23 protein-coding genes and 1 riboswitch are annotated in these 25,396 nt (G+C 62.5%); of the genes, 18 read left to right on the top strand and 5 right to left on the bottom strand.

Annotated features, from left to right (window positions below; genetic code table 11):
- The first annotated feature begins 602 nt into the window (after positions 1 to 602).
- From KP004_RS04400 to KP004_RS04455, 12 genes are all read left to right on the top strand, one after another.
- The gene (locus KP004_RS04400; protein WP_216801176.1) at positions 603 to 1,094 is read left to right on the top strand and encodes a tetratricopeptide repeat protein; all 492 of its coding nucleotides are present in this window, start codon (positions 603 to 605) and stop codon (positions 1,092 to 1,094) included.
- A 58-nt stretch (positions 1,095 to 1,152) separates the two neighbouring features.
- A complete protein-coding gene (locus KP004_RS04405; RefSeq protein WP_216801177.1) occupies positions 1,153 to 3,165 on the top strand; it encodes a PAS domain-containing protein in 2,013 nt (670 codons plus the stop codon).
- Between the two features lie 185 nt (positions 3,166 to 3,350).
- Positions 3,351 to 3,426, top strand: a riboswitch (cyclic di-GMP riboswitch).
- Between the two features lie 186 nt (positions 3,427 to 3,612).
- Complete coding sequence (locus KP004_RS04410; RefSeq protein ID WP_216801178.1) at positions 3,613 to 5,394, top strand: putative bifunctional diguanylate cyclase/phosphodiesterase; 1,782 nt, start codon at positions 3,613 to 3,615, stop codon at positions 5,392 to 5,394.
- 23 nt (positions 5,395 to 5,417) lie between these two features.
- Positions 5,418 to 6,137, top strand: a complete 720-nt coding sequence (locus KP004_RS04415; protein ID WP_216801179.1) for a hypothetical protein — start codon at positions 5,418 to 5,420, stop codon at positions 6,135 to 6,137.
- The gene (locus KP004_RS04420; RefSeq protein ID WP_216801180.1) at positions 6,115 to 6,705 is read left to right on the top strand and encodes a DNA-3-methyladenine glycosylase I; all 591 of its coding nucleotides are present in this window, start codon (positions 6,115 to 6,117) and stop codon (positions 6,703 to 6,705) included. Before KP004_RS04415 ends, KP004_RS04420 begins: the two co-directional genes overlap by 23 nt.
- Before the next feature lie 173 nt (positions 6,706 to 6,878).
- Complete coding sequence (gene pyk, locus KP004_RS04425; protein WP_216801181.1) at positions 6,879 to 8,327, top strand: pyruvate kinase; 1,449 nt, start codon at positions 6,879 to 6,881, stop codon at positions 8,325 to 8,327.
- A gap of 342 nt (positions 8,328 to 8,669) precedes the next feature.
- The gene (galE, locus tag KP004_RS04430; RefSeq protein ID WP_216801182.1) at positions 8,670 to 9,656 is read left to right on the top strand and encodes a UDP-glucose 4-epimerase GalE; all 987 of its coding nucleotides are present in this window, start codon (positions 8,670 to 8,672) and stop codon (positions 9,654 to 9,656) included.
- Positions 9,657 to 9,684: 28 nt separating this feature from the next.
- Positions 9,685 to 10,563, top strand: coding sequence for a YicC/YloC family endoribonuclease (locus tag KP004_RS04435; protein ID WP_216801183.1), 879 nt, complete (start codon positions 9,685 to 9,687; stop codon positions 10,561 to 10,563).
- Positions 10,564 to 10,634: 71 nt separating this feature from the next.
- Entirely contained in the window at positions 10,635 to 11,243 is a 609-nt protein-coding gene (gmk, locus tag KP004_RS04440; RefSeq protein ID WP_216801184.1) for a guanylate kinase, read from the top strand.
- 29 nt (positions 11,244 to 11,272) lie between these two features.
- Positions 11,273 to 11,479, top strand: a complete 207-nt coding sequence (rpoZ, locus tag KP004_RS04445; RefSeq protein WP_015721519.1) for a DNA-directed RNA polymerase subunit omega — start codon at positions 11,273 to 11,275, stop codon at positions 11,477 to 11,479.
- A 120-nt stretch (positions 11,480 to 11,599) separates the two neighbouring features.
- Entirely contained in the window at positions 11,600 to 13,750 is a 2,151-nt protein-coding gene (locus tag KP004_RS04450) for a RelA/SpoT family protein (RefSeq protein WP_216801185.1), read from the top strand.
- 26 nt (positions 13,751 to 13,776) lie between these two features.
- The gene (locus KP004_RS04455; RefSeq protein WP_216801186.1) at positions 13,777 to 14,157 is read left to right on the top strand and encodes a RidA family protein; all 381 of its coding nucleotides are present in this window, start codon (positions 13,777 to 13,779) and stop codon (positions 14,155 to 14,157) included.
- 74 nt (positions 14,158 to 14,231) lie between these two features.
- Here the strand turns inward: KP004_RS04455 and rpmB are convergent, their stop codons facing one another.
- A complete protein-coding gene (gene rpmB / locus KP004_RS04460; RefSeq protein ID WP_012531640.1) occupies positions 14,232 to 14,423 on the bottom strand; it encodes a 50S ribosomal protein L28 in 192 nt (63 codons plus the stop codon).
- A gap of 105 nt (positions 14,424 to 14,528) precedes the next feature.
- Here rpmB and KP004_RS04465 point away from each other — a divergent pair, with 105 nt between their 5' ends.
- Positions 14,529 to 15,119 carry a YdcF family protein gene (locus tag KP004_RS04465; RefSeq protein ID WP_216801187.1) on the top strand — a complete coding sequence of 197 codons (591 nt, stop codon included), beginning with the start codon at positions 14,529 to 14,531 and terminating at the stop codon, positions 15,117 to 15,119.
- 187 nt (positions 15,120 to 15,306) lie between these two features.
- Here KP004_RS04465 and metG read toward each other — a convergent pair whose 3' ends face one another.
- From metG to tmk, 4 genes are all read right to left on the bottom strand, one after another.
- Positions 15,307 to 16,836 carry a methionine--tRNA ligase gene (gene metG, locus KP004_RS04470; RefSeq protein WP_216801188.1) on the bottom strand — a complete coding sequence of 510 codons (1,530 nt, stop codon included), beginning with the start codon at positions 16,834 to 16,836 and terminating at the stop codon, positions 15,307 to 15,309.
- Entirely contained in the window at positions 16,833 to 17,771 is a 939-nt protein-coding gene (locus KP004_RS04475) for a PSP1 domain-containing protein (protein ID WP_216801189.1), read from the bottom strand. The genes metG and KP004_RS04475 overlap by 4 nt, the downstream gene beginning before the upstream one ends.
- Before the next feature lie 64 nt (positions 17,772 to 17,835).
- Positions 17,836 to 18,798 (bottom strand): DNA polymerase III subunit delta', encoded by a 963-nt coding sequence (gene holB, locus KP004_RS04480; RefSeq protein ID WP_216801190.1) that lies wholly within the window; start codon positions 18,796 to 18,798, stop codon positions 17,836 to 17,838.
- Entirely contained in the window at positions 18,799 to 19,446 is a 648-nt protein-coding gene (tmk, locus tag KP004_RS04485; RefSeq protein ID WP_216801191.1) for a dTMP kinase, read from the bottom strand. It lies immediately after the preceding gene.
- Between the two features lie 246 nt (positions 19,447 to 19,692).
- Between tmk and rnc the strand changes: the two genes are divergently transcribed.
- From rnc to KP004_RS04510, 5 genes are all read left to right on the top strand, one after another.
- Complete coding sequence (rnc, locus tag KP004_RS04490; protein ID WP_216801192.1) at positions 19,693 to 20,391, top strand: ribonuclease III; 699 nt, start codon at positions 19,693 to 19,695, stop codon at positions 20,389 to 20,391.
- Positions 20,388 to 21,440, top strand: coding sequence for an elongator complex protein 3 (locus KP004_RS04495; RefSeq protein ID WP_216801193.1), 1,053 nt, complete (start codon positions 20,388 to 20,390; stop codon positions 21,438 to 21,440). Before rnc ends, KP004_RS04495 begins: the two co-directional genes overlap by 4 nt.
- Before the next feature lie 137 nt (positions 21,441 to 21,577).
- The gene (gene era / locus KP004_RS04500; RefSeq protein WP_216801194.1) at positions 21,578 to 22,474 is read left to right on the top strand and encodes a GTPase Era; all 897 of its coding nucleotides are present in this window, start codon (positions 21,578 to 21,580) and stop codon (positions 22,472 to 22,474) included.
- Between the two features lie 271 nt (positions 22,475 to 22,745).
- The gene (locus tag KP004_RS04505) at positions 22,746 to 24,272 is read left to right on the top strand and encodes a NapC/NirT family cytochrome c (RefSeq protein WP_216801195.1); all 1,527 of its coding nucleotides are present in this window, start codon (positions 22,746 to 22,748) and stop codon (positions 24,270 to 24,272) included.
- Positions 24,273 to 24,719: 447 nt separating this feature from the next.
- Positions 24,720 to 25,394, top strand: a complete 675-nt coding sequence (locus KP004_RS04510) for a PTS sugar transporter subunit IIA (RefSeq protein WP_216801196.1) — start codon at positions 24,720 to 24,722, stop codon at positions 25,392 to 25,394.
- The last annotated feature ends 2 nt before the right edge of the window (positions 25,395 to 25,396 follow it).

A 25,396-nucleotide genomic window follows, 5' to 3' on the forward strand; every position in this document is an offset into this window, starting at 1 on the left:
GCATTTAATAATTTGTGTATTGTTTTTTTTGAATACAATGCCGTAACCCGGTAACGAGGGAGCAGGCACCTGCAGAACCGGTTCCCCGTCATGGGGAAGTCGGCTCTTTCACTCCGTGTGGTGGGGGATATCACCCGCTTCTGCGGCATTTGCCCCACCGTTTCGGCCGCAATGACCGGTCTGGGTCGATATTGCGCGCCTAGTTACAATTTTGTGGCTACTGCGTTATTTGGCGCAAAAGGGTGGGGCTTTTGCAACAGCACACCTCCCCAAGACGCGGCAAAGCCCCTGCGCCGGCGTGCCCCGGCGGCGGTAGCATGGTCTTGCGGAACATGGGGCAAATGACCAACTTTCCGCCCCTTAGCCCACTGCCGGCGCGGTTTCGCGCAACGAGTCGGCGAGTTTCCTCTTTTCCCACCGGCGAATGTGCCATCTGCGGAGGTTACGTTAGCAGGATGCGTGCCGAGCCTCCCGCGTCATCCCGACCCCAGGGCGCCCCCCGCTCCGTCCCGCCTCCGGAAACGCACCTGCACCCCCACTCTGCACGGTATGGCAAGTAAAATGCATATACAATCTTCATTTCACTATGAAAGGTGGTTTCCATGAGACTGAAGCAGGTGGCGTTGTGGGTTTGCCTGTCGATTGCCGTCGGCGCCGGACAGGTAGCGGCTTACGATGGTGTGGATCTGAAGGAGATAAAGAAGCTGGCCGAGCAGGGTAACCCCGAAGCCCAGATGAAGCTGGGGGTGATGCTCTCATCGGGGGTGGGGGTTCCCCTGGACAAGCAGGAGGGGCTCAAGTGGTACCAGAAGTCGGCGAACCAGGGATATGCGCCGGGACAGTGGAACCTCGCCTTCGTGTACATCCGTGGCGAGGTGGTCTCCCAGGACTTCCAGAAGGCCTTCGACCTGCTGCAGAAATCCGCCGACGCCGGTTACGACAGCGCGCAGTACGACCTCGGCATGATGTACCTCCAGGGACTCTCCCTCTCCGCGCCTGACCAGGAGAAGGCGGAAGTCTGGTTCCGGCGGGCGGCCGCCCAGGGGAACCGGGATGCCAAGAAGATCCTGAAGGAGTTGGCCGCAAACCAATGATCCGGGAATGACCCGGGCTGCCGGTCAGCAGCGAGAACCACGTTTCCAGGAGTAGCCCATGCCTAACATTTTCAATGCCCAAAACGCGATCGCCCCGGCAGAATCGGGCTCTCGCGTCTGTTTCGATTTCAGCCACGTCGCCGGCGAACTGGAGGAGAGCCGCAAGCGGCTGAGCGCCGTATTCGATACCGTCCAGGTCGGCATCGTCATCATCGACGCCGAAACCCACACCATCGTCGATGCCAACCCCAAGGCGGTGGAGATGATCGGGAGGGTGAAGGAGGAGGTGGTCGGCTCCGTCTGTCACTGCTTCATCTGTCCCGAGGAGAGCGGGCACTGCCCCATCACCGACCAAGGTCAGCGCATCGACAACGCCGAGCGCCTGTTGATGAAGGCCAACGGCGAGAGCATCACCATCGTGAAGACCGTGGCGCGGGTGAAGCTGTACGGGCGCGACCACCTGATCGAGAGCTTTTTGGACATAAGCGACCGGAAGCGGGCCGAGGAAGAGCTGAGGGAGAGCGAGGAGCGCTACCGCGACATCCTGGAAAATGCCAACGACCTGATCCAGAGCGTTGACGCCAAGGGAAACTTCATCTACGTGAACAGCGCCTGGAAGAGGACCTTGGGGTATTCGGACCAGGATATCGCCTCGATGAACATCTTCGACGTGATCAAGCCCTGCTGCCAAAGCCACTGCGCCACCATGTTCGATCAGCTGAAGAGCGGCGCGAGGATCCCGCGGGTCGAGGTGGAGTTTCTCGCCAAGGACGGCCGCAGCATCATCCTCGAAGGGAGCATAAACTGCAACACCAGCGACGGGCAGGTCAGCACCAGGGGGGTCTTCCGCGACATCACCGAGCGCAAGCAGATGGAAGCCGAACTCACCCAGAGTGAGGACCGTTACCGCAAGCTCTTCGAGAACGCGCCTGAGGCGATCCTGGTGCAAAGCGAAGGGCGCTACGTGTGCGCCAACAGGGAGGCCTGTCACCTTCTGGGGGTGGGGAGTCCCGAGGAACTGGTCGGTCAGTCCATCTTCTCATTCGTGCATCCCGACTTCCACGGCATGGTGGTCGAGCGCATCCAGCACATCCACGAAACAGGTGATCCCTCGCCGCTGCGGGAATCGCGCATGGTGCAAAAAAACGGAACCGTGATCGACGTTGAGGCTGTGGCGACCGGGATCGTGTTCCAGGGGCAGCAGGCGATCCAGGTCATCATCCGTGACATCACCGAAAGAAAGCAGGTCGAGGAGCAGCGCAGGGAGCTGAACAGCCGTCTGGAAAAGATGGTGGAGGAGAAGACCCGGCACCTCAAGGAGGCCCAGGCCAAGCTGATCCAGTCGGAAAAGATGGCGACCCTGGGCGAGGTCATCGCGGGCGCGGCCCACGAGCTCAACAACCCGCTGGCCGGAATCCTGGGTGCCATCCAGATGCTGCGCAGCAACGCGCTGGCCCATCCGATCGATCCCGAGTTGATGGAGGGAATCGACGTGCTGGAGAGCATCGAGAACGCCGCGGTGCGCTGCCAGAAGATCGTCGAGGACCTGGTCCGCTTCACCACCCAGGCCCGCTGCAACTTCAGCGACATGGATATCAACGAGGTGCTCAAGGACACCATGGAGATCATGGCCGGCCCCTTCGAGGAGCAGAAGATCAAGGTCGCGCTGCACCTGGACCCGGAGGTGCCCCAGATCGAGGGAGACTTCGTGAAGCTGCTGGAGGTCTACGTGAATCTCCTGCAGAATGCGAAGAGCGCCCTTCCCAACGGCGGCCGGATCGACATCAGCACCGCACTGGTGAAGAAGTACGGCGAGCCGCTGCAGGTGTCGGTGGTGATCCGCGATAACGGCTGCGGCATCCCGCCCCAGAACCTGGCCAAGATCTTCGATCCCTTCTTCACCACCAAGCCGGCAGGGAAGGGGCCCGGGCTCGGCCTCACCGTAAGCTACGGCATCGTGAGGCGGCACGGAGGCGATATCGACGTTCGCTCGACAGTGGGGAAGGGGACCGAAGTGACGGTCACCGTCCCGGTCCGGCAGCAAAAAGCCACCACCTACCAGGCCGGCTGACCCCGGCAGCGGGGGGCGGATTTGCGGCGGCTACGCCGTGAGCTTAATTTCATTTGACATTTCCCTCCCTATCTGGTTAAACCTTCTACGCGATGGCAAGGGCAGCAACCGCTGCCTGAGCCAATCGGGGGGGCTTGCGGGTCCGACTCGAAGCGCGCCAGAACGGACAGCACCGGAAAAAAGATAAACGATAATACTAAACCATCCGCGAGGGTGGGACGGAAAGCCCAAGGGTCTCCCTGAGACAGCCGGGTTGCCGAAATATCTGGCAGAAATTCAGCTAAGATACCGGCAACCCGTTTTTTTTTGCCCGCTTCTAATGATGTTTCCCTAAGCCTGCCCCCTGGCCGTGACGGCGCAGCAGCGCAACCGCCGCACCCATCGCTTTTTTCTTTAACGCAGACATTCATGCCAAGGCCCTCAGGGGCGGCGGCAGGAGAGACCCACATGCACGATGCGGCTAACGCCCCACAAAGTAGCCTGCAGCTGGGGTCCTGCTCCGGGCAGTTGCTGAGTCAACTGCAGCAGGACGATGAGCGCCTGGCGATGCTGAAGGAAGCCATCGACTGTCTTCCCATCGGCGCGGGGATCACCATAAGCGACCGGGACGGCAAAATCGTCTACGCGAACCACGCGGAGTCGGAGATGCACGGTTACGCTCCCGGCGAGCTCGCCGGCAGGCCGGCCCACATCCTGGCTCCCGAGGGCAAAGGGGGGGGGCGTATCAACCACCGCACGGCGGGCCTGTGGAAGCGCGAGTGCCTGAACGTGCGCAAGGACGGCAAGATCTTTCCGGTCCAGCTCACCTCCCGGCCGATCAGGAACGCCGCCGGCGACTACCTCGGTATGCTGACCGCTTGCGAGGATATGACCCAGAAAAAGCTCTGCGAACAGCAGCTCGAAACCCTCGCCTACTACGACAGCGTCACCAAGCTCCCCAACCGGGCGCTGCTCATGGACCGCCTGCACCAGGCCCTCGCCCTCGCCCAGCGTGAGCGGCGCGAGCTGGCTCTGCTCTTTCTCGACCTGGACAACTTCAAGGACCTCAATAGCTCCAAGGGGCACGAGGTGGGGGACAAGTTCCTGCAGGAAGTGGCGGGCCGGCTGGCGGGGTGTCTGTGCGAATCCAACACCCTGGCGCGGCTTGGGGGGGATGAGTTCGTCATCGTGATCAATTCCGTCCCCGGGGAAGAAGGCGTGGCCGCCACCGCGGCCAGACTGCAGGCCCTCTTCGCCGAGCCCTTTCTTATCAATGGGGAGGAACTCTACGGCAGCACCAGCATCGGCATCGCCCTGTTCCCCGAGGACGGCCGGGACGTGGAGAGCCTCTTGCGCTGCGCGGATGCCGCGCTGTACCAGGCCAAGAGCCAGGGGAAGGCAGGCTACCAGTTCTTCTCCCAGGAGATGAACCAGGTCAACATGCGGCGCGTGGCGCTGGAGAACGGGATGCGCCAAGGGCTGGCGCGGGGGGAATTCTACCTGTACTTCCAGCCCCAGTGGGACCTTAAGAGCCTGCGGCTCACCGGGGCGGAGGCGCTTTTACGCTGGCACAGCGCCGAGTTCGGCGTGGTGGGGCCGGACGAGTTCATCCCCATCGCCGAGTCGTGCGGCTTCATCTTCGACCTGGGGGAGCTGGTGCTGCGGGAGGCCTGCCTGCATGCGGTGGAGTGGGGACGGTTCTGTCCCGGCCTCAAGGTCGCCGTCAACATCTCGGGGCGGCAGTTCCGGCAACCAGACTTCCTGGAGACGGTGGCGCGCATCGTCCAGGAGACCGGTGTCCGCCCAAGCTCCCTCGAGCTGGAGTTCACCGAGAGTGTCATCATGGAACGTGCCGAGAAGAACGTCCATGCGCTGCAGGCGCTGAAAAAGATGGGGATGAAGCTCAGCATCGACGACTTCGGGACGGGCTATTCCTCGCTCAACTATCTCAAGCACTTCCCCATCGATGCCATCAAGATAGACCGCTCCTTCATCGCCGACCTCGTCACCGACAGCGACGACGCCGCCATCGCCGAGGCCATCATCTCCATGGCCCACAGCTTGAAGCTCAAGGTCATCGCCGAAGGGGTCGAGGGGGACGCGCAGCTCGACTTCCTGGTGGAACGAAGCTGCGACGAGGCGCAGGGCTTCTACTTCGCCCCCCCCATGCCGGGGGAGGATTTTACCGGCTACGTCAAGCGGTTTTCCGTAGCGGAAGGTGATCTCAAACCGTTGAGTGTCGCAGGCTGACCTCATCATCCAAGGAGGAACACATGTCAACGATGCAACAGATAGCGCGTGCGCTCGTACTGCAGGCAGTCGCCCTGCCGCTCATGCTCTCACAGGCACAGGCTGGCAACGTCGGAGTCGACGTCAACATTCACCTGGGCAGCGACCCCCGCCCCGTGGTGGTGGCCCCGGCCCCCGCACCCCGTCCGGTCGTGGTGGCGCCCGCGCCGGTGCCGGTGTACCAGCCCGATCCCTACTACTACGACGAGCCCGAGGAGGACGTTCAGTTCATCTACCCGCAGCCGTTGGGGTTCTACGTGGCGGTCGGGGTGCCCTATGACCTCTTCTACCTCAACAACGTCTACTTCGTCTTCCGTGACGGGCGCTGGTACAGCTCGCCCAACAACCGCGGCGGCTGGGTTCCGGTCGGGTACCGCGAGCTTCCCTCGCCGCTGCGCCGCTACCGCATCGAGCGCATCCGCGAGTACCGCGCCCGCGAGTACGCCGTGTACCAGCGCGACCGGGACCACTACCATGGCAGGCACAGAAGCGACCGCGGCTACTGGAAGGCGCGCCACGAGCAGCAAAAGGACGAGAAGAGGTTCGCCAAGGAGCAGAGAAAGGAAGAGAAACGCTTCGAAAAGGAGCAGAGAAAGGAAGACAAGCGTTTCGAGAAGGAGCAGAGGAAGGAGCAGAAACGCTACGAGCACGAGCAGCGCAGGGAAGAGAGGGGCTTCGACCGTGACCGTCACGGCCGCGACTAGCCCGAAGCGCTGCGGCTGGGCCGGGAGCGATCCCCTTTACTGTGCCTACCATGACCTCGAATGGGGAGTGCCGGTGCACGACGACCGCCTCCTCTTCGAGTTCCTGACCCTGGAAGGGGCGCAGGCGGGGCTCTCCTGGATCACCATCCTGCGCAAGCGCGAGGGATACCGCCGCGCCTTCGCAGGCTTCGATCCGGAGCTTGTGGCCCGCTTCTGTGAAGCCGACCAGGCCCGGCTCATGGCGGACCCCGCCATCGTCCGCAACCGCCTCAAGATAGGTTCGACAGTCGACAACGCGCGCGCCTTTCTCGGGGTGCAGCAGGAGTTCGGCTCCTTCGACGCCTACCTCTGGCGCTTCGTGGACGGCGTCCCCGTGCAGAACGCGTGGCGCAGCCTCTCCGAGATTCCCGCAAGAACCGACCTCTCGGACCTGTTGAGCCGCGACCTCAAGCGGCGCGGCTTCCGGTTCGTGGGGAGCACCATCTGTTACGCCATGATGCAGGCGGTCGGCATGGTGAACGACCATACCGTCGACTGCTTCCGCTGGTCCGAGCTGCAAAACCGCTGACCCGCCCAACTCCCAGGAAAAACCTACCGATACGCATTGCGCCCCGCCCCGATTTCGGGTAATTATTTAGGGTCGTTCCTCAAGCAGTACATCCCCCTTTCACGAGCCGGCACGGCACGGCGGGCGGGTTCAATGAACCGTCTCCCGCGCCCCCGGTTCCACCAGGAGAACCCATGTTCCGTCGCACCAAGATCGTTGCCACCGTCGGCCCCGCTTCCGATTCCGAGCAGATGCTGGACGCCCTGATCCACGCCGGCGTCGATGTCTTTCGTCTCAACTTCTCCCACGGCGATTACGCCTCCAAGGCCGCCGTGATCGGCCATATCCGAAAACTTTCCCAGGAGCACGAGCACGCCGTGGCCATCCTCGGCGACCTGCAGGGGCCCAAGATCCGCACCGGTCTCATGGTGGGAGGCTCCATGCAACTGGTGGCCGGCAGCGAGGTGGTGGTCACCACGCGTGAGGTGCTCGGGCAGGACAACGTGATCCCTACCATCTACCAGGGGCTGCCGCGCGACGTGAAGCCGGAGGACCGGATCCTCCTCGATGACGGCCTGATGGAGCTGAAGGTGCTCGGCGTGGAAGGTGATGACGTGCGCTGCCAGGTGGTGACCGGCGGGCTCCTGAAGGACCGCAAGGGGATCAACCTCCCCGGTGCCAAGGTCTCCGCCCCCGCCCTCACGGAAAAGGACAGGGAAGACCTGCGGTTTTGCATGGAGCAGCAGCTGGACTACGTCGCCCTCTCCTTCGTGCGCGAGGCCTCGGACGTTGCCGAACTGAGGGAGATCATCGATCGGGCCGGCTCCCCGCTGCGCATCATCGCCAAGATCGAGAAGCCCGAGGCGGTGCTCAACTTCGCCGCTATCCTCAGGGAATCCGACGGCGTCATGGTGGCGCGCGGGGACCTCGGCGTGGAACTGAACCCGGAGAAGGTGCCCCTGATCCAGAAGCGCATCATCCGCAGCTGCAACGACGCCGGCAAGCCGGTGATCACCGCGACCCAGATGCTGGAGAGCATGGTGAACAACCCGCGCCCGACTCGCGCCGAGACCTCCGACGTCGCCAATGCGATACTGGACGGCACCGACGCCATCATGCTTTCCGCCGAGACCGCGTCGGGCAAATACCCCATCGAGGCCGTTTCCATGATGGTGCAGGTTGCGCGCGACATCGAGACCGATCCCCAGCTGATGGCCCAGTGCTGCAAGGCGCCCAACGGCCAGGGGAGCCTCCCCAACATCTCGGAGGTGATCGGCATGGCGGCCTGCCGCGCCGCGGAGAGCGTCAAGGCCTCGGCCATCCTCGCCTTCACCCAGACCGGCAGCACGGCGGCCCTGGTGTCCAAGTACCGCCCGGCCCAGGCCATCATCGCGGTGACCCCATCGCCGCAGGTGCGCCGCAGACTCGCGCTCTACGCCGGGGTGCACGCGCTCAGGGTCGACATCGAGGGGGACACCGAGTCGCAGATCATCTCCGTGGAGGCGGCGGTCCTGGCCATGGGGTGGCTCAAGAAGGGGGATCTCGTGGTGATCACCATGGGGAGCCCGCTCTCAAGCCCCGGCACCACCAACCTGATGAAGGTGCACCGGCTGGAGGAACCTGGGCTCCGCCCAGAGCGTTGATCCTGCTTCTGTATCGGGGCGGCCTGGTGCCGCCCCCTTTTTGTTTGTGCAGCTTTGAGCAGCGCCCTCAACGGCATAAGAGGGGCAACCCGCAGGCTTTCCGAGCGACAGTTCCCGCAGCAATCACGGCAGGTAGCTCTCAGATTACGTTCATTTAGGCGTTGCGCTGGGGTGGGGTAGGTGTTATAACTATCGCGATCGCTCGTATGAGGATCGGCGCTGCGCTCTGGCCGACGATGGGGCTGATATATCACAATCCGTCCTGTCCCGTTGCCGCGTACCGAGGGTTTAGTCCAATGGCTAGACCCTCTTTCATTATCTCATGTCATGGAGGTAGCTGTTATGAGCGTCATACTCGTTACCGGCGGCGCCGGTTACATAGGAAGTCACGTTGTCAGGCAGCTCTCTGAGGCCGGGCATGAGGTGGTGGTCTACGATAACCTCTCCACCGGATCGGCCGACGCGCTGGTGCACGGTGAGCGGCTCATCGTCGGGGATCTGGCCGACCAGGGCAGGATACGCGACGTACTCAAGGAGACCGGGGCTAGGTCGGTGCTGCATTTCGCCGCGGCGATCATCGCGCCGGAGTCGGTGACGCTGCCGCTCAAGTACTACGGCAACAACACCAGGAACACGCTGAACCTTTTGCAGGCCTGCGTGGAGCACGGTGTTGAGCGCTTCATCTTCTCCAGCACCGCCGCGGTGTACGGCATTCCCGAGGGGGGAGCGGCCTCGGAAGAAAGCCGCACCGCCCCCATCAACCCCTACGGCACCTCCAAGTTGATGAGCGAGTGGATGCTCAGGGATGCCGCCTTCGCGCACGGCTTCTCCTATGTGGCGCTGCGCTATTTCAACGTGGCGGGGGCCGACCCGCAGGCGCGCATGGGGCAGCGGACGCCGGAGGCGACCCACTTGATCAAGGTGGCCTGCCAGGCGGCGCTTGGAGCACGCGACAGTGTCTCCATCTTTGGAACCGACTACGACACCCCCGACGGCACGGGCATCCGCGATTACATCCATATCGAGGACCTCGCCTCGGCGCACCTGGCCGCCCTGGGCTACCTGGAGCGCGGCGGCGCCTCCCAGGTGATCAACGTGGGGTACGGCAAGGGGAGCAGCGTGCGTGATGTAATCAGGGTGGTGAAGGACGTAAGCGGCGTCGACTTCAAGGTCAACGAGGCGCCCAGGCGTCCGGGCGACCCCGACAGCCTGATCGCGGTGGCGGACAAGATCCGCACAGTCCTTGGCTGGACCCCGTCTTACAACGACCTACATACCATCGTCGCCGACGCGTGGCGCTGGGAACAGAAGCTTTGGCAATCCCGCTAGTAGCAAAGAGCGGGGACAAGGAGAAGGCATGATAAAAAGCATGACCGGCTATGGCAAGGGCGAGGCCGTCCACGAAGCAGGACGCTTCGTCGTCGAGGTGCGCTGTGTGAATCACCGCTACGGCGAAATCACCGTGAAGCTCCCGCGCGTGCTGCTGCAGTTCGAGAACGAGATCAAGAAGAGGGTGGGCGAAAGGCTCGTGCGCGGCAAGATCGACGTCTTCATCCAGGTGGAGAACGCGGTGGCGCTCGGTGTGCCGACTGCCAACCTGCCGCTGGCCCGCGGCTACCTGAAGGCCTTCCAGAGCATCGGCGAGGCGCTGGGCCTCTCCGGCGAGGTGGATCTCGCGCTGGTCGCGTCGCAGCGTGACGTGGTCACCGTGGCGGCCGAGGCGGAGGCGACCCTCGAGGAGATGCCGCAGGAACTGACCTCCGCGCTGGAGGACGCCCTGCGCCGGGTGGACGAGATGCGCCTGTTCGAGGGTGAGTCGCTGTACGCCGACTTCCAGAGACGTCGCGAGACCCTGGCCCAGCTGATCGCCCAGGTCGCCGCGCGCGCCCCGCAGGTGGTGGCCGAGTACGGTCAGCGCCTGAAGGAGAGGATCGCGCAGCTCTTGGGCGAGGCATCCCTTCCCGAGGAGCGCCTGGTCCAGGAGGTCGCGGTCATGGCCGACAAGTGCGACGTCACCGAGGAACTGGTGCGTCTGGAGAGCCACCTGCGCCAGTTCGACGAGACGCTGGCCAAGAGCGAACCGGTGGGGAGAAAGCTCGATTTCCTGCTCCAGGAGATCAACCGCGAGGTGAACACCATCGGCTCCAAGGGGAACGACGCCCAGATGGCGGTGCTGGTGGTGGAGCTGAAGGCTGAGCTGGAGAAGATCCGCGAGCAGGTCCAGAACATAGAGTAGGGGAACTTTACAGTTTGGGGTTCCGCCTGCCTCTTTTCGTAGCGGATCCCGACAACGGCAACGGGTGAACTATGAAACGAGAAGGCGTATTGTACGTGATTTCGGCCCCTTCGGGGGCGGGCAAGACCTCGCTGTGTAAGGAAATAATTGACATCTTTCCGAACTTGCGGCATTCTGTCAGCTACACGACGCGCCCTCCCCGGAACGGAGAGGTGCACGGGCGTGATTATTTTTTTGTGGGTAAGGAAGAGTTCGACCGGATGGTCGAGGCCGGGGAGTTCGCAGAGTGGGCCGAGGTGCACGGCAACTTCTACGGCACGTCGCTCGCCACCCTCAAGGAATCCCGTGCCGAGGGAATCGACCTTATCCTTGATATCGACTGCCAGGGTGCGCGGCAGCTGAAAGGGCGTTTCGAAGGAGGGGTCTACATCTTCGTACTCCCGCCCAGCATCGAGGAGCTCAGGCGCCGCCTGGACAACCGCTCCTCCGACTCGCAGGAAGTCATCGAGCGCCGCATCCACAACGCCTCCGGCGAGATCAAGGAAGCGCGCTGGTACGATTACATCATCGTCAACGACAAGTTTTCCGAGGCCCTGGACCAGCTCAAAAGCGTGCTGATCGCCGAGCAGTGCCGCACCACCCGCCTGCTGCACGGCCTTTCCAGGGTCTTCACGATTTAGACGTTTAACATCACAAAGGGGATTCACTTATGGCAAGGGTTACCGTAGAAGATTGCCTCGAGAAGGTGGACAACCGCTTCCTCCTGGTCATGCTCGCCTCCAAGAGGGTGAAGCAGCTGTTCAAGGGCGCGAAGCCGCTCATCGACAACAGGGCAGCCAACAAGAACGTGGTCGTCTCCCTCAGGGAAATCGCCGCCGGCAAGATCGGCTGCGAGATCGGCAAGAAAGGTCGTTAACAGACGAAAGGGAGACGCATGAACGGTCTCCCTTTTTTTCAAACCGGCTGGGGCTATCGGCTGACGGGGCATCTGCCCCGGTGCTGTTAGCCCCTTCTTTTTCCGCATGAAACGGACGCGATGATACGACTTAACGACATACTCGACAAGGTTTCCTCCTACAACCCGGGCGCGGACCTGGATCTCCTGCGCAAGGCCTACGTCTTCTGCGCCAAGGTGCACCAGGGGCAGACCCGGCTCTCGGGGGAGCCCTACCTGATCCACCCGATGGAGGTGGCGGGGATCCTGGCCGACCTGAAGCTGGATCTTCCCGCCGTGGTGACCGGCCTGTTGCACGACACCGTCGAGGACACCCTCACCACCCACGAGGAGCTGGAGGCGCTCTTCGGCGCCGAGGTGGCGCGCCTGGTGGACGGGGTCACCAAGATCGGCAAGATCCATTTCAAGACCAAGGAAGAGAGCCAGGCCGAGAACTTCCGCAAGATGCTGCTCGCCATGGCCAACGACATCCGGGTCATCCTGGTGAAACTCGCCGACCGCCTGCACAACATGCGCACCCTGCAGTACCAGCCCGAGCCCAAGCAGCGCACCATCGCCAAAGAGACGCTGGACATCTACGCCCCCATCGCCAACCGGCTCGGTATCTCCTGGGTCAAGGGCGAACTGGAGGACCTCTCCTTCCGCTACCTGGAGCCGCAGCTCTACTACGATCTCGCCGGCAAGGTGGCCAAGAAGAAGCAGGAGCGCGAGTCCTACGTCGCCACGGTCAAGGACATCATCAAGAAGCAGCTGGAGGAACACGGCATCAAGGGTGACGTCTCCGGCCGCTCCAAGCACCTCTACTCCATCTACAAGAAGATGCAGAGCCGCAACGTCGACATCGACGAGATCTACGACCTGATCGCGATCCGCGTCTCGGTGGACGACATCCGCGAGTGCTACGAGGTGCTGGGGATCATCCATTCCACCTGGAAGCCGATCCCCGGGCGCTTCAAAGACTACATCGCCATGCCCAAGGGGAACATGTACCAGTCGCTGCACACCACCGTGATCGGTCCCTACGGCGAAAGGATGGAGGTGCAGATCCGGACCGCCGAGATGCACCGGGTCGCCGAAAGCGGCATCGCGGCGCACTGGAAGTACAAGGAAGGGAAGGGGTACGACGAGAAGGAGGTCCGGCGCTTCACCTGGATTAGGCAGCTTCTGGAGTGGCAGCAGGAACTGGACGACTCCAAGGAGTTCATGGACACCGTCAAGGTCGAGCTCTTCCCGGAGGACGTCTTCATCTTCACCCCGAAGGGGGACGTGAAGGGGTTCCCGAAAGGCTCCACCCCCATCGATTTCGCCTACTCGGTGCACACCGACGTCGGCCACCGCTGCGTCGGCGCCAAGGTGAACGGCAAGCTGGTGCCGCTTAAGTACGAGCTGAAGACCGGCGACATCGTCGAGGTGATCACCTCGCCGCACCACACCCCGAGCAAGGACTGGCTGAAGATCGTCAAGAGCTCGCGGGCGCGCAACAAGATCCGCGCCTGGGTGAAGACCGAGGAGCGCATGCGCAGCATCACCCTCGGGCGCGAGATCTGCGAGAAGGACTTCCGCCGCTATTCCCTCAACTTCGGCAAGCTGCAGAAGACGGGTGAGCTTAAGAAGGTGGCCCAGGAGTTCGGCTTCCAGACCGAGGACGACCTGATGGCGTCGGTGGGCTACGGCAAGCTCTCCGCCAACCAGGTGGTCGGCAAGTTGGTCCCGGCCGACAAGATAGAGGCGGCCAAGGAGCAGAAGGAAACCCGCATCGGCAAGGTGATCGGGGCCCTCAAGGGGAAATCGTCCTCCGCCATCGAGATCAACGGCGTCGAGGACGTGCTGGTGCGTTTCGGCAAGTGCTGCAACCCCCTTCCCGGCGACGAGATCACCGGCTTCATCACCCGCGGACGCGGCGTCACCGTGCACACAGCCGACTGCCCCTTTGCCATGGCGCTGGAGCCGGAGCGGCGCATCGAGGTGGCCTGGAACAAGGGGAAAAAGAGCGCGCTGCCGGTCAAGATCCGGGTCGTATGCAACGACGAGAAGGGGATCCTGGCCAACATCGCCACCGCCATCACCAACTGCGAGGCCAACATCTCCAGCGCCTCCATCCAGAGTACGCTGGATAAAAGGGGTGAGAACCTGTTCGAGGTGGACGTCACCGACCTCGATCACCTGAAGAAGGTGTTCGCCGCCATCATGAAGGTGAAGGGCGTCATCAAGGTGGAGAGGTTGAAGAGCTAGTTGAAAAAACCATCAAGGAGGACGGCATGAAGGAAATCATCAGCACTGAAAACGCGCCCAAGGCGATCGGCCCGTACTCCCAGGGGGTGAAAGCCGGGGGCTTTCTCTTCCTCTCCGGCGCCATAGCGCTCGACCCGGCCACCGGTGAAGTGGTGCAGGGGGGAGTCGTGGCGGAGACCGAGCAGGTCATGAAGAACATCGGCGCGCTTTTGGCGGCCGCCGGCCTGGGCTTCCAGGACGTGGTCAAGACCACCATCTACCTGGCCAACATGGGGGATTTTGCAACGGTGAACGGCATCTATGGTGGCTACTTCCAGGAGAACCCGCCGGCCCGCAGCACCGTCGAGGTGAAGGGGTTGCCGCGTGGCGTCCTGGTGGAGATAGAGGTCACCGCTCTTTGCCGCTAAGGGAAGGGGCGGACACAAATAAAGCCGCGGGCGCTGATTGCGCCGCGGCTTTAGGGACTGTGCGGAAGATCTTCTTAGAGAGCCTTGGTGACGTGACCGGAGCGGATGCAGCGGGTGCAGACCTTGATGCTCCTGACGGTACCGTTTTTCACGGCCTTGATCTTCTGCAGGTTCGGGCGCCAAATTTTGCTGGTCTTGTTGTTGGCGTGGCTAACGTTGTTCCCGAAGCTAGGGCCTTTACCGCAAATCTCGCATATTCTGGACATTTCTTTGTACCCTCCGGTGATTACTGAAGTCGCAATTAATAGCAGAAAGTCGTCACGGTTGCAAGTAAAAAGTGGCGGTGTTCTTGTTTTTTCAGGTGCTAAATCATGGCTTTATTGAAGGGGCTGTTCTCCCTGTTGTTGCTGATACTGATCGTGCTGAGTGTGCTGTTCGTGGACTTCGTCTACAAGACCTTCTCCCTTACCCCGCGCGATGTGAAGAGTGACGCCATCGTGGTGTTGACCGGCGGCCGCGGCCGGGTCGAGGAGGGGGTGCGTCTGTACCGGGCCGGGCAGGGGAAGAAGCTGTTCCTGATCGGCGTTGATCCCGCGGTGAAAAAACGCGAGTTGTACCAGGGGGAGGGTGCGGGGAACGTCTACCTGGAGCAGAACTCCCGCAACACCCTGGAGAATGCGATCTACGCCCGGGATCTCATCATGAAGCACAAGGTCGGTTCCATCAAGCTGATCACCTCGCGTTACCACATGAAGCGTTCCACCATCCTGTTCCGCAACGCCCTCCCCAAGGACGTGGCCATCTATCCGCACCCTGTCGATTCCAGCAACCTCAAGGAGGAGTGGTGGAGTCATTCCGGGAGCTTCAAACTCTTGTTCTCCGAGTTCTACAAGTACTGCATCCTGCGTTTCTTCTTCATGTTCGCGCCCGGCGAGCTGCGGCCGCTGCCGGGGAACAACTAAGGCGTCTCACGCAAAGCCGCAAAGGCGCAAAGAAAGAACCAACTGCATAAACAAACAGAGATAAAAGGGATCAAAGGGATAAACCAAACTACGCTTTGGTTTTATCCCCGTTATCCCTTTTATCCCTGTTAAACGTTGTACGCCTTGCTTTCTTTGCGTCTTGGCGGCTTTTGCGTGAGGCTTGTCTTTACTCCGCCTTTTCCTCGATCCTCGGGAAGAGGGCCTCGGCCTTGGCGATGGTGGTGCCGGGCTTGAGGCCGCCCCAGGCGAGCCCTTCGGCGCTGGCTTCTTCCGGCCAACCCAGGCAGCACAGACCCTTCTGCGCGGTCTTGGGCATGAAGGCGGAGAGAAGCGTGTAGACCACCCTCTGGCTCTCCAGCATGTAGTACATGACGGTGGAGAGACGCTCCCGCTGCTCGGGGTCCTTGGCCAGGGCCCACGGGGCGGTTTCATCGATGTACTTGTTGCCGGCGGAGATCACTTCCCAGATCGCCTGCAGCGCGCGGCTGAAGGCCAGCTCCTCTATGAAGTTGTCCACCTGATCGATCATGGCCACGGTCTTCTCACGGTACGCCTTGTCCAACTCGGTTTCCTCGCCCGGCGCCTGCAGTATCCCGCCGAAGTACTTGCCCAGCATGGCGGTGGAGCGGTTCAAAAGGTTGCCCAGGTCGTTGGCCAGGTCGGAGTTGATGCGGTGAATGAGCGCCTGGTGCGAGAAGTCGCCGTCGAGACCGAAGGGGACCTCGCGCAAGAGGAAGTAGCGCACCGCGTCCACGCCGTACTTGTCGACCAGCATGTTGGGCTCGACCACGTTCTGCAGGCTCTTGCTCATCTTCTGCCCCTCGACGGTCCACCAGCCGTGGGCGAACACCTTCTTCGGGATCGGGAGGCCGGCCGCCATCAGGAAGGTGGGCCAGTAGACGGTGTGGAACCTCAGGATGTCCTTGCCGATCAGGTGCACGTCGCAGGGCCAGTACTTGCCGAAGTCGCCGCCCTCCTCGGGGTAGCCGAGCGCGGTGATGTAGTTGGTGAGCGCGTCGAACCAGACGTAGACCACGTGCTTGTCGTTGCCCGGGACCGGGATCCCCCACTGGAAGGTGGTGCGGGACACGGAGAGGTCACGCAACCCCTCTTTCACGAAGGAGATGATCTCGTTCCTACGGCTCTTGGGCTGGATGAAGTCCGGGTTGGCCTCGATGTGGGCCAGCAACTGGTCCTGGTACTTGCTCATCCTGAAGAAGTAGGACTCCTCCTTGAGCTTTTCGGTGGGACGGTTGCAGTCCGGGCACTTGTAGTCGATCAGCTGGGTCTCGGTCCAGAAGGTCTCGCACGGGGTGCAGTACCAATCCTCGTACTCGCCCAGATAGATGTCGCCCTTCTCCATGACCCGCTCAAAGAGGACGGAAACCCCCTTCTTGTGGCGCTCCTGGGTGGTGCGGATGAAGTCGGTGTTGGAGATCTCCAGCTTCTCCCAGAGCGACTGGAAGCGCTTCATGACGCGGTCTGCCAGCTCAAGCGGGGTCTCGCCGGCCGCGGTGGCTGCCTTCTCGACCTTCTGGCCGTGCTCGTCGGTGCCGGTCAGGAAGAAGACGTCGAAACCCTTGAGCCGTTTGTAGCGCGCCAGCACGTCCGCGGCCAGGGTGGTGTAAGCGTGCCCTATGTGCGGGACGTCATTTACGTAGTAGATGGGGGTGGTGACGTAAAAAGCGGGTTTCATTGTGGTTTCTCCTTTTTCCTTTCCTTGACGTCGACGGGCCTGTTGCGGCGCTGCTTGCCGGGACCCTGGGGTTTCCCCTTGTCGCCCCCCTGCTGTTCACCCTTGCCCTGCGGCGGCTTCTTGACGCGGTCGCTGATGTTCTCGGGTGCGATGTCCTCCCCTTTCAGCGTCACCAGCGAGTCGTCGGCCGTTTTCAGCGTCACCGTCTGTTCCAGCACGTTCACCTTGACCACCTCGCCGTCGTGGCAGCCGCACTGCACCCGCTTGCCGCACTTGGGGAGACCCTTTCTGAGCGAGCAGTAGGTGTCGAACTCGTAGGAGAGGCAGCACAGGAGCCTGCCGCATTGCCCCGAGATCTTGCTCGGGTTGAGCGCCAGGTTCTGTTCCTTGGCCATCTTTACCGAGACCGGCTCGAACTCGCGCAGGTAAGAGGAGCAGCAAAGCTCGCGACCGCAGATGCCGATGCCGCCGACCATCTTGGATTCGTCCCTCACCCCGATCTGGCGCATCTCGATTCTGGTGTGGAAGGCGTGGGCCAGGTCCTTGACCAGTTCGCGGAAGTCCACACGGCCGTCGGCGGTGAAGTAGAAGATCGCCTTGGAACCGTCGAAGAGGTATTCAACCTTTACGAGCTTCATGTCCATGTTCCGCTCTTTGATCCGGGCGAGGCAGAACTTGTGGGCTTCCTTCTCCTTTGCCGTGTTAGCGGCAAGGGTCGCCAGGTCGGCCAGTTCGGCCAGACGCTGCACCGGCTTGGTCCCCTCCGGGACCAGCGCGTCGTCCACCTCGATGGGACCCGCCACGACCTGTCCTATGCTTTTACCCCGCTCGGTCTCCACGATAACCCGGTCGCCCGCCTTCACGTTGGCCTTGCCGGCGGTGAAGTCGTAGAGTTTGCCCGCGGTGGTGAATTGAATCCTTACAATCTTTGCCAAAAATGCCTCCAAAGAGAAAACAGGTCTTGGTTAACCTGTGGTTCGTGTACCAGGTGCTACTGGTCTACCGCGCCGCGAGGCGCATGAAGAAAACCTCCAGTGCCAGCCTCGCGTTCACGTTGCGAACAAGCAGGCGGCGCATGCTGACCAGCTGCTCGATCAGTTCGATGCTTGCCTCCTCCGTGCAGCGCCCGGCCTCTCTCGCCACCAGGTGCGCCAGGTCCGAGTTGGCCAGCGCGTCCGGCGTCGAGCGGTAGATGAGCACGTCCCGGAGAAAGGACAGGAGCAGCTCGAGGAATCCGGGAAGCCCTTCCTTATCCGCGGCAAGTTCCTCCGCGGTGGAAAACAGGGTGTTGATGTCCTTGAGGTTCAGGGCGAGCACCCGTTCCAGAAAGCTCACCCGACCTTCGAGGACGCCGTCCCCGGCAACCTCCAGGGCCCGGCTCAGGCTGCCGCCGGAAAGCGAGGCCGCCACCCGCGCCGCCTCTGCCGGGAACTGGTCCCGCACCAGGCGCCCCTCGATCAGCTCGGCCGGTAGCGGCTGGAAATCGAGCGTCTGGCAGCGGGACAGGATGGTCTGCAAGACGGCGGAGCGCTCGGCGGTGATCAGGATCATCAGCGCGTTGCCAGGCGGTTCCTCCAGGGTCTTCAGCAGGGCGTTGCCCGAGGCCAGGTTGAGCTTCTCGGCGCCGTCGATGATGCACGCCTTCTTGGGCGCCTCGAACGGACGGTAGGAGAGCTCCTTCTGCAGTTCCCTGACTTGGTCGATCTTGATGAAGGCGCCGTCGGGCTCCAGGATGTGCAGGTCCGGGTGCTGCCCGCTGGCGATCTTGCGGCAGGAGGAGCAGACCCCGCAGGCCTCTTCCTTGCCGCAGAAAACCGCCTGAACCATGGCCAGGGCGGTCTTTTTCTTGCCGCACCCGTCGATGCCGGAGAAGAGGTACGCATGCGCCACCCGCTCCAGCGCAATGGAGCGCTTCAGCACCGAGATGGCCCGGTCCTGTCCGATTACTTCCGAGAAGGGCATCTAGCGCCTACCTGCCGGGAGTCGGTCCATGAGCGCCGCGGTGACCAGTACCTCGGTCCTCGCCACGTCGCCGGAGCCGTCCACCACCACGAAGCGTTCCGGATAGGCCCGCGCCAGCGCCAGGTAGCCATCGCGCACCCGCTCGTGGAAGCGTACCGATTCCAGCTCGAAACGCTCTTCGCGTGCGCCGGTGGTGGCCTCGATGCGGGACAGGGCGCGGGACAGCCCTACCTGGACCGGGCAGTCGATGAGCACGGTGAGGTCCGGTTGTACCCCGCCGGTGGCGAGCACGTTCAACTGGTGGATGACGTCGAGGTCGAGCTCCCTGCCGTGTCCCTGGTAGGCCACGGTGGCGTCGGTGAACCGGTCGCACAGCACCGTTTCGCCCCGCTTAAGCGCCGGGGCGATCACCTCCTGAACGTGCTGGGCGCGTGCCGCCGCGTAGAGCAACAGTTCGGCCAGCGGCGTGATGGCGCTGTTATTGGCGTCGAGCAGGATGGCGCGCATCTGGTCCGCGATGGGGCACCCCCCCGGCTCGCGGGTCGCCACCACCGTCTCTCCGGCCGACTCCAGGCGCTCCTTGAGGAGCCTCAACTGGGTTGTTTTGCCGCACCCTTCAACGCCTTCAAATGTAATGAAAAAGCCCATGTCTTAGGTCTCATGATCCCCTATAAAATCACTGAATTATATGGGAGGGGTGATTATTATGCAAGATTTAAATGCCCCCGCGAAGGCCTGTGGCGCAAGGGCTGGCCGCCACTGGCGCCGGTTTACGTGACACCGCCGGAAGAGCTCCCTCACGCGGCCACGCCGCTGCCGCTGAGAACCCTATTGCCATGCCGCCCCCCTTTGTCTATATTTGGCTCAAATTAAGGATAGGTACGGGCATTCATCATGAACGAAAAGCTGGACGATACCCTGGCGGGACTCGAGGCGCGCATCAAGTACCGGTTCGCCAACCCCGAGCTGCTGCAAGAGGCGCTGACCCATCGCACCTACGTCAACGAGGCAGGGGGGAAGGACAATCAGCGGCTGGAGTTCTTCGGGGACGCCGTGCTCGATTTCCTGCTCTCCGATCTTTTGCTGCGACGCTTTCCGGAGAGCCGCGAGGGGGAGCTGACCAAGATGCGGGCGGCGCTGGTGGACGAGGTGAGTCTGGCACGCATCGCTGCCGAACTGGAGCTGGGCGCCTCCCTGCGCCTCGGGCGCGGCGAGGAGAAAGGGGGAGGGCGGCAGAAACGCTCGCTTTTGGCGGACGCCTTCGAGGCCCTGCTCGCCGCACTCTATCTGGACGGCGGCATCGAGGCGGCGCGGCGCGTGGTGCACGAGCTGTTCGAGCCCCTGCTGGATTCTCCGGATATGCTCTGCGGGCGGGACGCCAAGACCGAGCTGCAGGAGCAGGCGAGAACCCTGCGCCGGGAGCTGCCGCGCTACCAACTGAAAGAGGCCACCGGCCCCGACCACGACCGCCGCTTCACCGTCGAGGTGTACCTGGGCGATGATCTGATGGGGGAGGGGGTGGGCAGGACCAAGAAAGAAGCCGAGCAGGACGCCGCCCGTGCCGCTACCTTCCTCCTCAAGGGGGAGCGGTGAGACCGCTGCTGGTCCCCTTCTTCATTTCCCACCAGGGGTGCCCGCACCGCTGTGTGTTCTGCAATCAGGTCCGGGTTGCCGGCGCGGCAGGGACCCTGCCTACCCCGGCGCAACTGCTGCACCGCATCGAGGAGTACCACCTGGGAGCTCCGGCGCGGCAACTGGAAGTCGCCTTTTACGGCGGCAGCTTCACCGCTATGCCGCGCCGGGACCAGGAGGGGCTGTTGCTCCCCCTGCAACCGCTTTTGCGCGCCGGCGCCCTGCAGTCGGTGCGGCTCTCCACGCGACCCGATGCAGTAGACCCGGATACGGCGCGTTTCCTGAAACGGCACGGCGTGGCCACCGTTGAGCTCGGTGTGCAGTCGCTGCATGCCGAGGTGCTCGAGCTGTCCGGGCGCGGCCATGGGGCAGACGAGGTGGAGCGGTCGGTGGCGGTCCTCAAGGAGGCTGGCATCGAGGTCGGCATCCAGCTCATGCCGGGACTCCCCGGCGATACGCCGCAGCGCGCGCTCGCTTCGCTGCGGCGGGCCCTCGATCTGAAACCTGCCTTTCTGCGCATCTACCCCACCCTGGTGATCGAGGGGACCGAACTGGCGCGGCGCTACCGCGAGGGAAGCTACCGGCCCCTCGACCTGCCGCAGGCGGTGACCCTGTGCAAGGAGATGTTGGAGGCGGCCGGGCGGGCAGGCATCCCGGTGATCCGCTTCGGGCTGCAGCCCACCTCCGAGCTCGACTCGCCCGGGGTGGTGCTGGCCGGTCCCTACCATCCAGCCTTCGGACAGCTGGTCGAGTCCGAACTCTGCTTCGACCGCATGTGCGACCTGCTCGACGGGGTTCCCGCCGGAAGCCGGGTCAGCTTTGGCGCTCCTCCCGGCAGGGTTTCCGACCTCGTCGGGCAGAGAAGGGCAAACCTCCACCGGCTGGCGGCACGCTACGGCGTGACGGCTTCCGTGAGCGAGGAGCACGACCTCGCCCCCGACGTCATCTCCCTCACCTGGGACGAGCTCAGGCGGCACGCCCGACTCTTCGAGCCTCATTCCCGCCACTAGGCAGAACGCCTGTTCGAGGTATACTGTGTCGGTGCGCCTTACACCGGTGCGGATGCAAAGAACGCTTTCCTTGCCGAATCAATTCCCGTATGTTGTAACGCTTTGACTACCGCAACAAGAGCCAGGAGGGCATGTAGATGTCTGATAAGATATTCCGTTCCGGTTTCGTCTCCATCGTGGGGCGGCCGAACGTCGGTAAATCCACGTTGTTGAACCGCATCCTCGGTGAGAAGCTGATGATCACCTCGGACAAGCCGCAGACCACCCGCAACCAGATCAAGGGGATCCACAACGTGCCGGGGGGGCAGATCGTTTTCCTCGACACCCCGGGCATCCACCGCGCCAAGACCCGCCTCAACAAGTTCATGGTCGAGGAGGCGCTCTCCTCGGTGCAGGGCGTGGACCTGATCCTGTTCCTGGTCGACGGCGCCTTCGATCCCGAGAAAGAGGCGGGCATGATCAAGGAGGTCCTCTCCGGCGTCGAGGCCCCGGTGATCCTGGTGCTGAACAAGATCGACCTGATACCGAAGGGGGATCTGCTGGGGCGCATGGCGGCCTACGGGGAGACCTACCCCTTCAAGGAGATCATCCCGGTGTCCGCCGCTTCCGGCGACGGCGTCGAGCAACTGGTGCAACTGGTGCACGGGCTCTTGCCCGAGGGGCCCTGCTATTTTCCGGACGACATCCTGACCGACGTGCCGGAGCGCTTTATCGTGGCCGAGATCATCCGCGAGAAGATCTTCCGGCTGACCCGCGACGAGGTTCCCTATTCGACGGCGGTGGTGGTGGACAGCTTCAAGGAGCGGGAAACCGGGGTGGTGGCGATCCAGGCCACCATCAATGTGGAGCGCGACTCCCAGAAGGGGATCATCATCGGCCGCAAGGGCGACATGCTCAAGAAGATAGGTTCCCAGGCGCGCCAGGAGATCGAGCGGCTCTTGGACACCAAGGTTTTCCTGGAGCTGTTCGTGCGGGTGAGTGGCGAGTGGAGCGACAACAGCCGCATGCTCAAGGAGTTCGGCTACGACTCGTGATGGGAGGATAACGCCTCCCGGGGCTCCTCATGAGTAATCGCTTGCATCGTATAAGTTTGTTTGATAGTATAACATTGTTTTTTAATTCTGGATCGCTGGCTTCAGTGGTCACTTCAATTCTCCAGTTTTTTCTGCGGGTTTTTCGTAGATAGCCGTTTTAAAATATCGCGTATACATTAACATAGTTTTTTTTGACATAAGTCATGTCGGATAGTAAGGTTCTGCCCTATTTTTCTGTAACCATACGTAAACACGCAAGGAGACGAACACTATGGCACTTAGAAAGTATGCCGGCTACGCCTGGAACCTGATCAGTCTGGTCGGCATGATCCTGGCCGTCACCGCGACGGGCCTGATCATCGGCTTCCTCTCCTACGAGGGGATCACCGGCGTTGAGAAGCCCTACCTCGGCCTGATGACCTACTTCCTCTTCCCGGGCATGCTTATCGTGGGCCTCATCCTGGTCCCGCTGGGCGCGTACGTGGTACGGGAAAAGAGGCGCAGGCACCCCGACGAGGACATCCCCCCGTTCCCGCGGGTGGACTTCAACGACGCGCACAAGCGCCATCTGTTTCTCTTCTTCGTCGTCGCCAGCATCGGCTTCGTGCTCATCGTCTCCGTGGCCTCCCTGAAAGGGTACGAGTTCACCGAGTCGACCACCTTCTGCGGTGAGCTCTGCCACCAAGTCATGGAGCCCGAGCACGTGGCGTGGGCCAACTCCCCGCACGCCAAGGTGAAATGCGTCGAGTGCCACGTGGGCCCCGGCGCCGCCTGGTACGTCAAGGCCAAGATCTCCGGCATGAGGCAGCTCTACGCGGTAGCGTTCCACACCTACCCGGAGACCATCGAAACCCCGATCGACAACCTCCGTCCGGCGCGTGATACCTGTGAGCACTGCCATTGGCCCGAGAAGTTCTACGCCGGGCGCCAGAAGGTGTTCTACCACTACGCTCCCAACGAGGAGAACACCCCGCGCGAGATCAACATGCTGATCAACATCGGCGGGACCCCGAAGAGCGAGCACCACAGGGGCATCCACTGGCACATCGGCCAGGAGGTCTCCTACATCGCTCTCGACAGGCAGCGCTCGAGCATCCCGTACATCGCCGTCAAGGAGAAGGACGGGTCCGTGACCGAGTATATGGATACCGAGAAGCCGCTCTCCAAGGACGACGTGGCCAAGGCGCAGAAGCGGGTCATGGACTGCCTGGACTGCCACAACCGTCCGGCGCACGTGTACCGCTCCCCGGCTGTGGAGATGGACGAGGCCTTCGCCGCCAAGCGCATCGATCTCGGCCTGCCGTACCTGAAGAAGGCCGCGGTGGAGATCCTGACCAGGCCGTACAAGAACAAGGAAGAGGCCAAGGCGACCATCGCCAAGGAACTCCCCGAGTACTACAACAAGAATTATCCGCAGGTGGCCAAGGACAAGGCGAAGGAACTCGCCCACGCCGTGACCGTGGTGCAGGACATCTACAACAGGAACTTCTTCCCCGCGATGAAGATCACCTGGAACACCTATCCGAACCACATCGGGCACTTCTACAGCCCGGGATGCTTCCGCTGCCACGACGGCAAGCATAAGACCGCGGCCGGCAAGGTGATTTCCAAGGACTGCAACATGTGCCACACCGTGCTGGGGCAGAAGCAGGAGAACATCCCTGCGACCAGCGCACCGGTGAAACAGTTCGTCCACCCGGTCGACATCGGCGACGAGCTCTACAAGGCGAACTGCAGCGACTGCCATGCGGCAGGCGGCCAGGACGTCCCCGGCGGCGAGAAGCACGCCAAGAAATAACAGTGGCAACAAAAAGCCCCCGGAGCGATCCGGGGGCTTTTTCATTTCACCGGGACCTGCAGAGTATGTTGCCCACCAAACGTTGAACGTGATCCGCGTTCCCGATGCTGCACGTGAATCGGCGTTCCCCCCCTTTAACGAAGGGGGGACAGGGGGGATTTGCAGTTTAGCCAGGCATCCGCAAAGGACAGGGGGATAAGCACAAGGCAAATCCCCTCTGTCTCCCCTTCGCAAAGGGGAGGACGTGGGGGCAACGGTAGAGCTTCGGTATGGGCTGTTTCCTCTGGGCGAGGCGACAAAGATTCGCTTGTAGTCATGACGGTGTCTTTTCTGCCGATTCGGGCCGCCAACCGGCCGGGAAGATTCGCTTTTTCGACATTAACGACGTTGCATCTTCATCTTAACGGTGCTATACCTTTTCCTGTTCTGCAATGGGGGTAACTGTCGATGTTGATGAAGGCTTCAGAAGTGGCCGCGCTGCTGCACCAGGACGAGAGCACGGTCCTCAAGTGGATCAAGAAGGAAAAGCTCCCCGCCACGCTGGTGCACGGCATCTACCAGATCAACCGGGTCGACCTCCTCGAGTGGGCCACCGAGCACGGCATCAAGGTGCCCCCCGAGCTGTTCGAGGCGGTGCAGGCGGACCTCGACCTTCCTTCCCTGGCCCAGGCGCTGGAGGCCGGCGGGATTCACTGCGGCGTGCCCGGAGACGACAAGCTCTCCGTGCTGCGCAACGTGGTGAACCTGATGCAGCTCCCGCCGCAGGTGGACCCCGAGTTCCTGCTCCAGGTGCTCCTGGCCCGCGAGGCGCTGGGCACCACCGCCGTCGGCGACGGCATCGCCATTCCCCACGTCCGCAACCCCATCCTGCTGCAGACCAAACCGAAGCCCGCGGTATCCCTCTGCTTCCTGGAGCACCCGATCGACTTCGGGGCTCTCGACGGCATCCCGGTGCGCATCCTGTTTCTCATCACCAGCCCCACCGTGAAGGTCCACCTGCACCTTCTGTCCCGGCTCGCCTACGCCCTGCACGACCGGGAGTTCCGGGGCACCCTCAACGCCTGTCATCCCACGACCATCATGGAGGCCGCCCGACGCTGCGAGCGCGGCAAGAGGAGCTGATC

This window comes from Geomonas oryzisoli (assembly GCF_018986915.1).
GTDB lineage: Bacteria > Desulfobacterota > Desulfuromonadia > Geobacterales > Geobacteraceae > Geomonas > Geomonas oryzisoli.

Coding starts and splice junctions, on each gene's coding strand:
- KP004_RS04505 (WP_216801195.1), top strand. CDS start 22,746: ATGGCACTTAGAAAGTATGCCGGCTACGCCTGGAACCTGATCAGTCTG.
- holB (WP_216801190.1), bottom strand. CDS start 18,798: ATGCCCTTCTCGGAAGTAATCGGACAGGACCGGGCCATCTCGGTGCTG.
- KP004_RS04415 (WP_216801179.1), top strand. CDS start 5,418: ATGTCAACGATGCAACAGATAGCGCGTGCGCTCGTACTGCAGGCAGTC.
- gmk (WP_216801184.1), top strand. CDS start 10,635: ATGAAACGAGAAGGCGTATTGTACGTGATTTCGGCCCCTTCGGGGGCG.
- KP004_RS04450 (WP_216801185.1), top strand. CDS start 11,600: ATGATACGACTTAACGACATACTCGACAAGGTTTCCTCCTACAACCCG.
- era (WP_216801194.1), top strand. CDS start 21,578: ATGTCTGATAAGATATTCCGTTCCGGTTTCGTCTCCATCGTGGGGCGG.
- KP004_RS04400 (WP_216801176.1), top strand. CDS start 603: ATGAGACTGAAGCAGGTGGCGTTGTGGGTTTGCCTGTCGATTGCCGTC.
- galE (WP_216801182.1), top strand. CDS start 8,670: ATGAGCGTCATACTCGTTACCGGCGGCGCCGGTTACATAGGAAGTCAC.
- rpoZ (WP_015721519.1), top strand. CDS start 11,273: ATGGCAAGGGTTACCGTAGAAGATTGCCTCGAGAAGGTGGACAACCGC.
- KP004_RS04455 (WP_216801186.1), top strand. CDS start 13,777: ATGAAGGAAATCATCAGCACTGAAAACGCGCCCAAGGCGATCGGCCCG.
- KP004_RS04435 (WP_216801183.1), top strand. CDS start 9,685: ATGATAAAAAGCATGACCGGCTATGGCAAGGGCGAGGCCGTCCACGAA.
- metG (WP_216801188.1), bottom strand. CDS start 16,836: ATGAAACCCGCTTTTTACGTCACCACCCCCATCTACTACGTAAATGAC.
- KP004_RS04410 (WP_216801178.1), top strand. CDS start 3,613: ATGCACGATGCGGCTAACGCCCCACAAAGTAGCCTGCAGCTGGGGTCC.
- rpmB (WP_012531640.1), bottom strand. CDS start 14,423: ATGTCCAGAATATGCGAGATTTGCGGTAAAGGCCCTAGCTTCGGGAAC.
- tmk (WP_216801191.1), bottom strand. CDS start 19,446: ATGGGCTTTTTCATTACATTTGAAGGCGTTGAAGGGTGCGGCAAAACA.
- KP004_RS04465 (WP_216801187.1), top strand. CDS start 14,529: ATGGCTTTATTGAAGGGGCTGTTCTCCCTGTTGTTGCTGATACTGATC.
- KP004_RS04510 (WP_216801196.1), top strand. CDS start 24,720: ATGTTGATGAAGGCTTCAGAAGTGGCCGCGCTGCTGCACCAGGACGAG.
- rnc (WP_216801192.1), top strand. CDS start 19,693: ATGAACGAAAAGCTGGACGATACCCTGGCGGGACTCGAGGCGCGCATC.
- KP004_RS04405 (WP_216801177.1), top strand. CDS start 1,153: ATGCCTAACATTTTCAATGCCCAAAACGCGATCGCCCCGGCAGAATCG.
- pyk (WP_216801181.1), top strand. CDS start 6,879: ATGTTCCGTCGCACCAAGATCGTTGCCACCGTCGGCCCCGCTTCCGAT.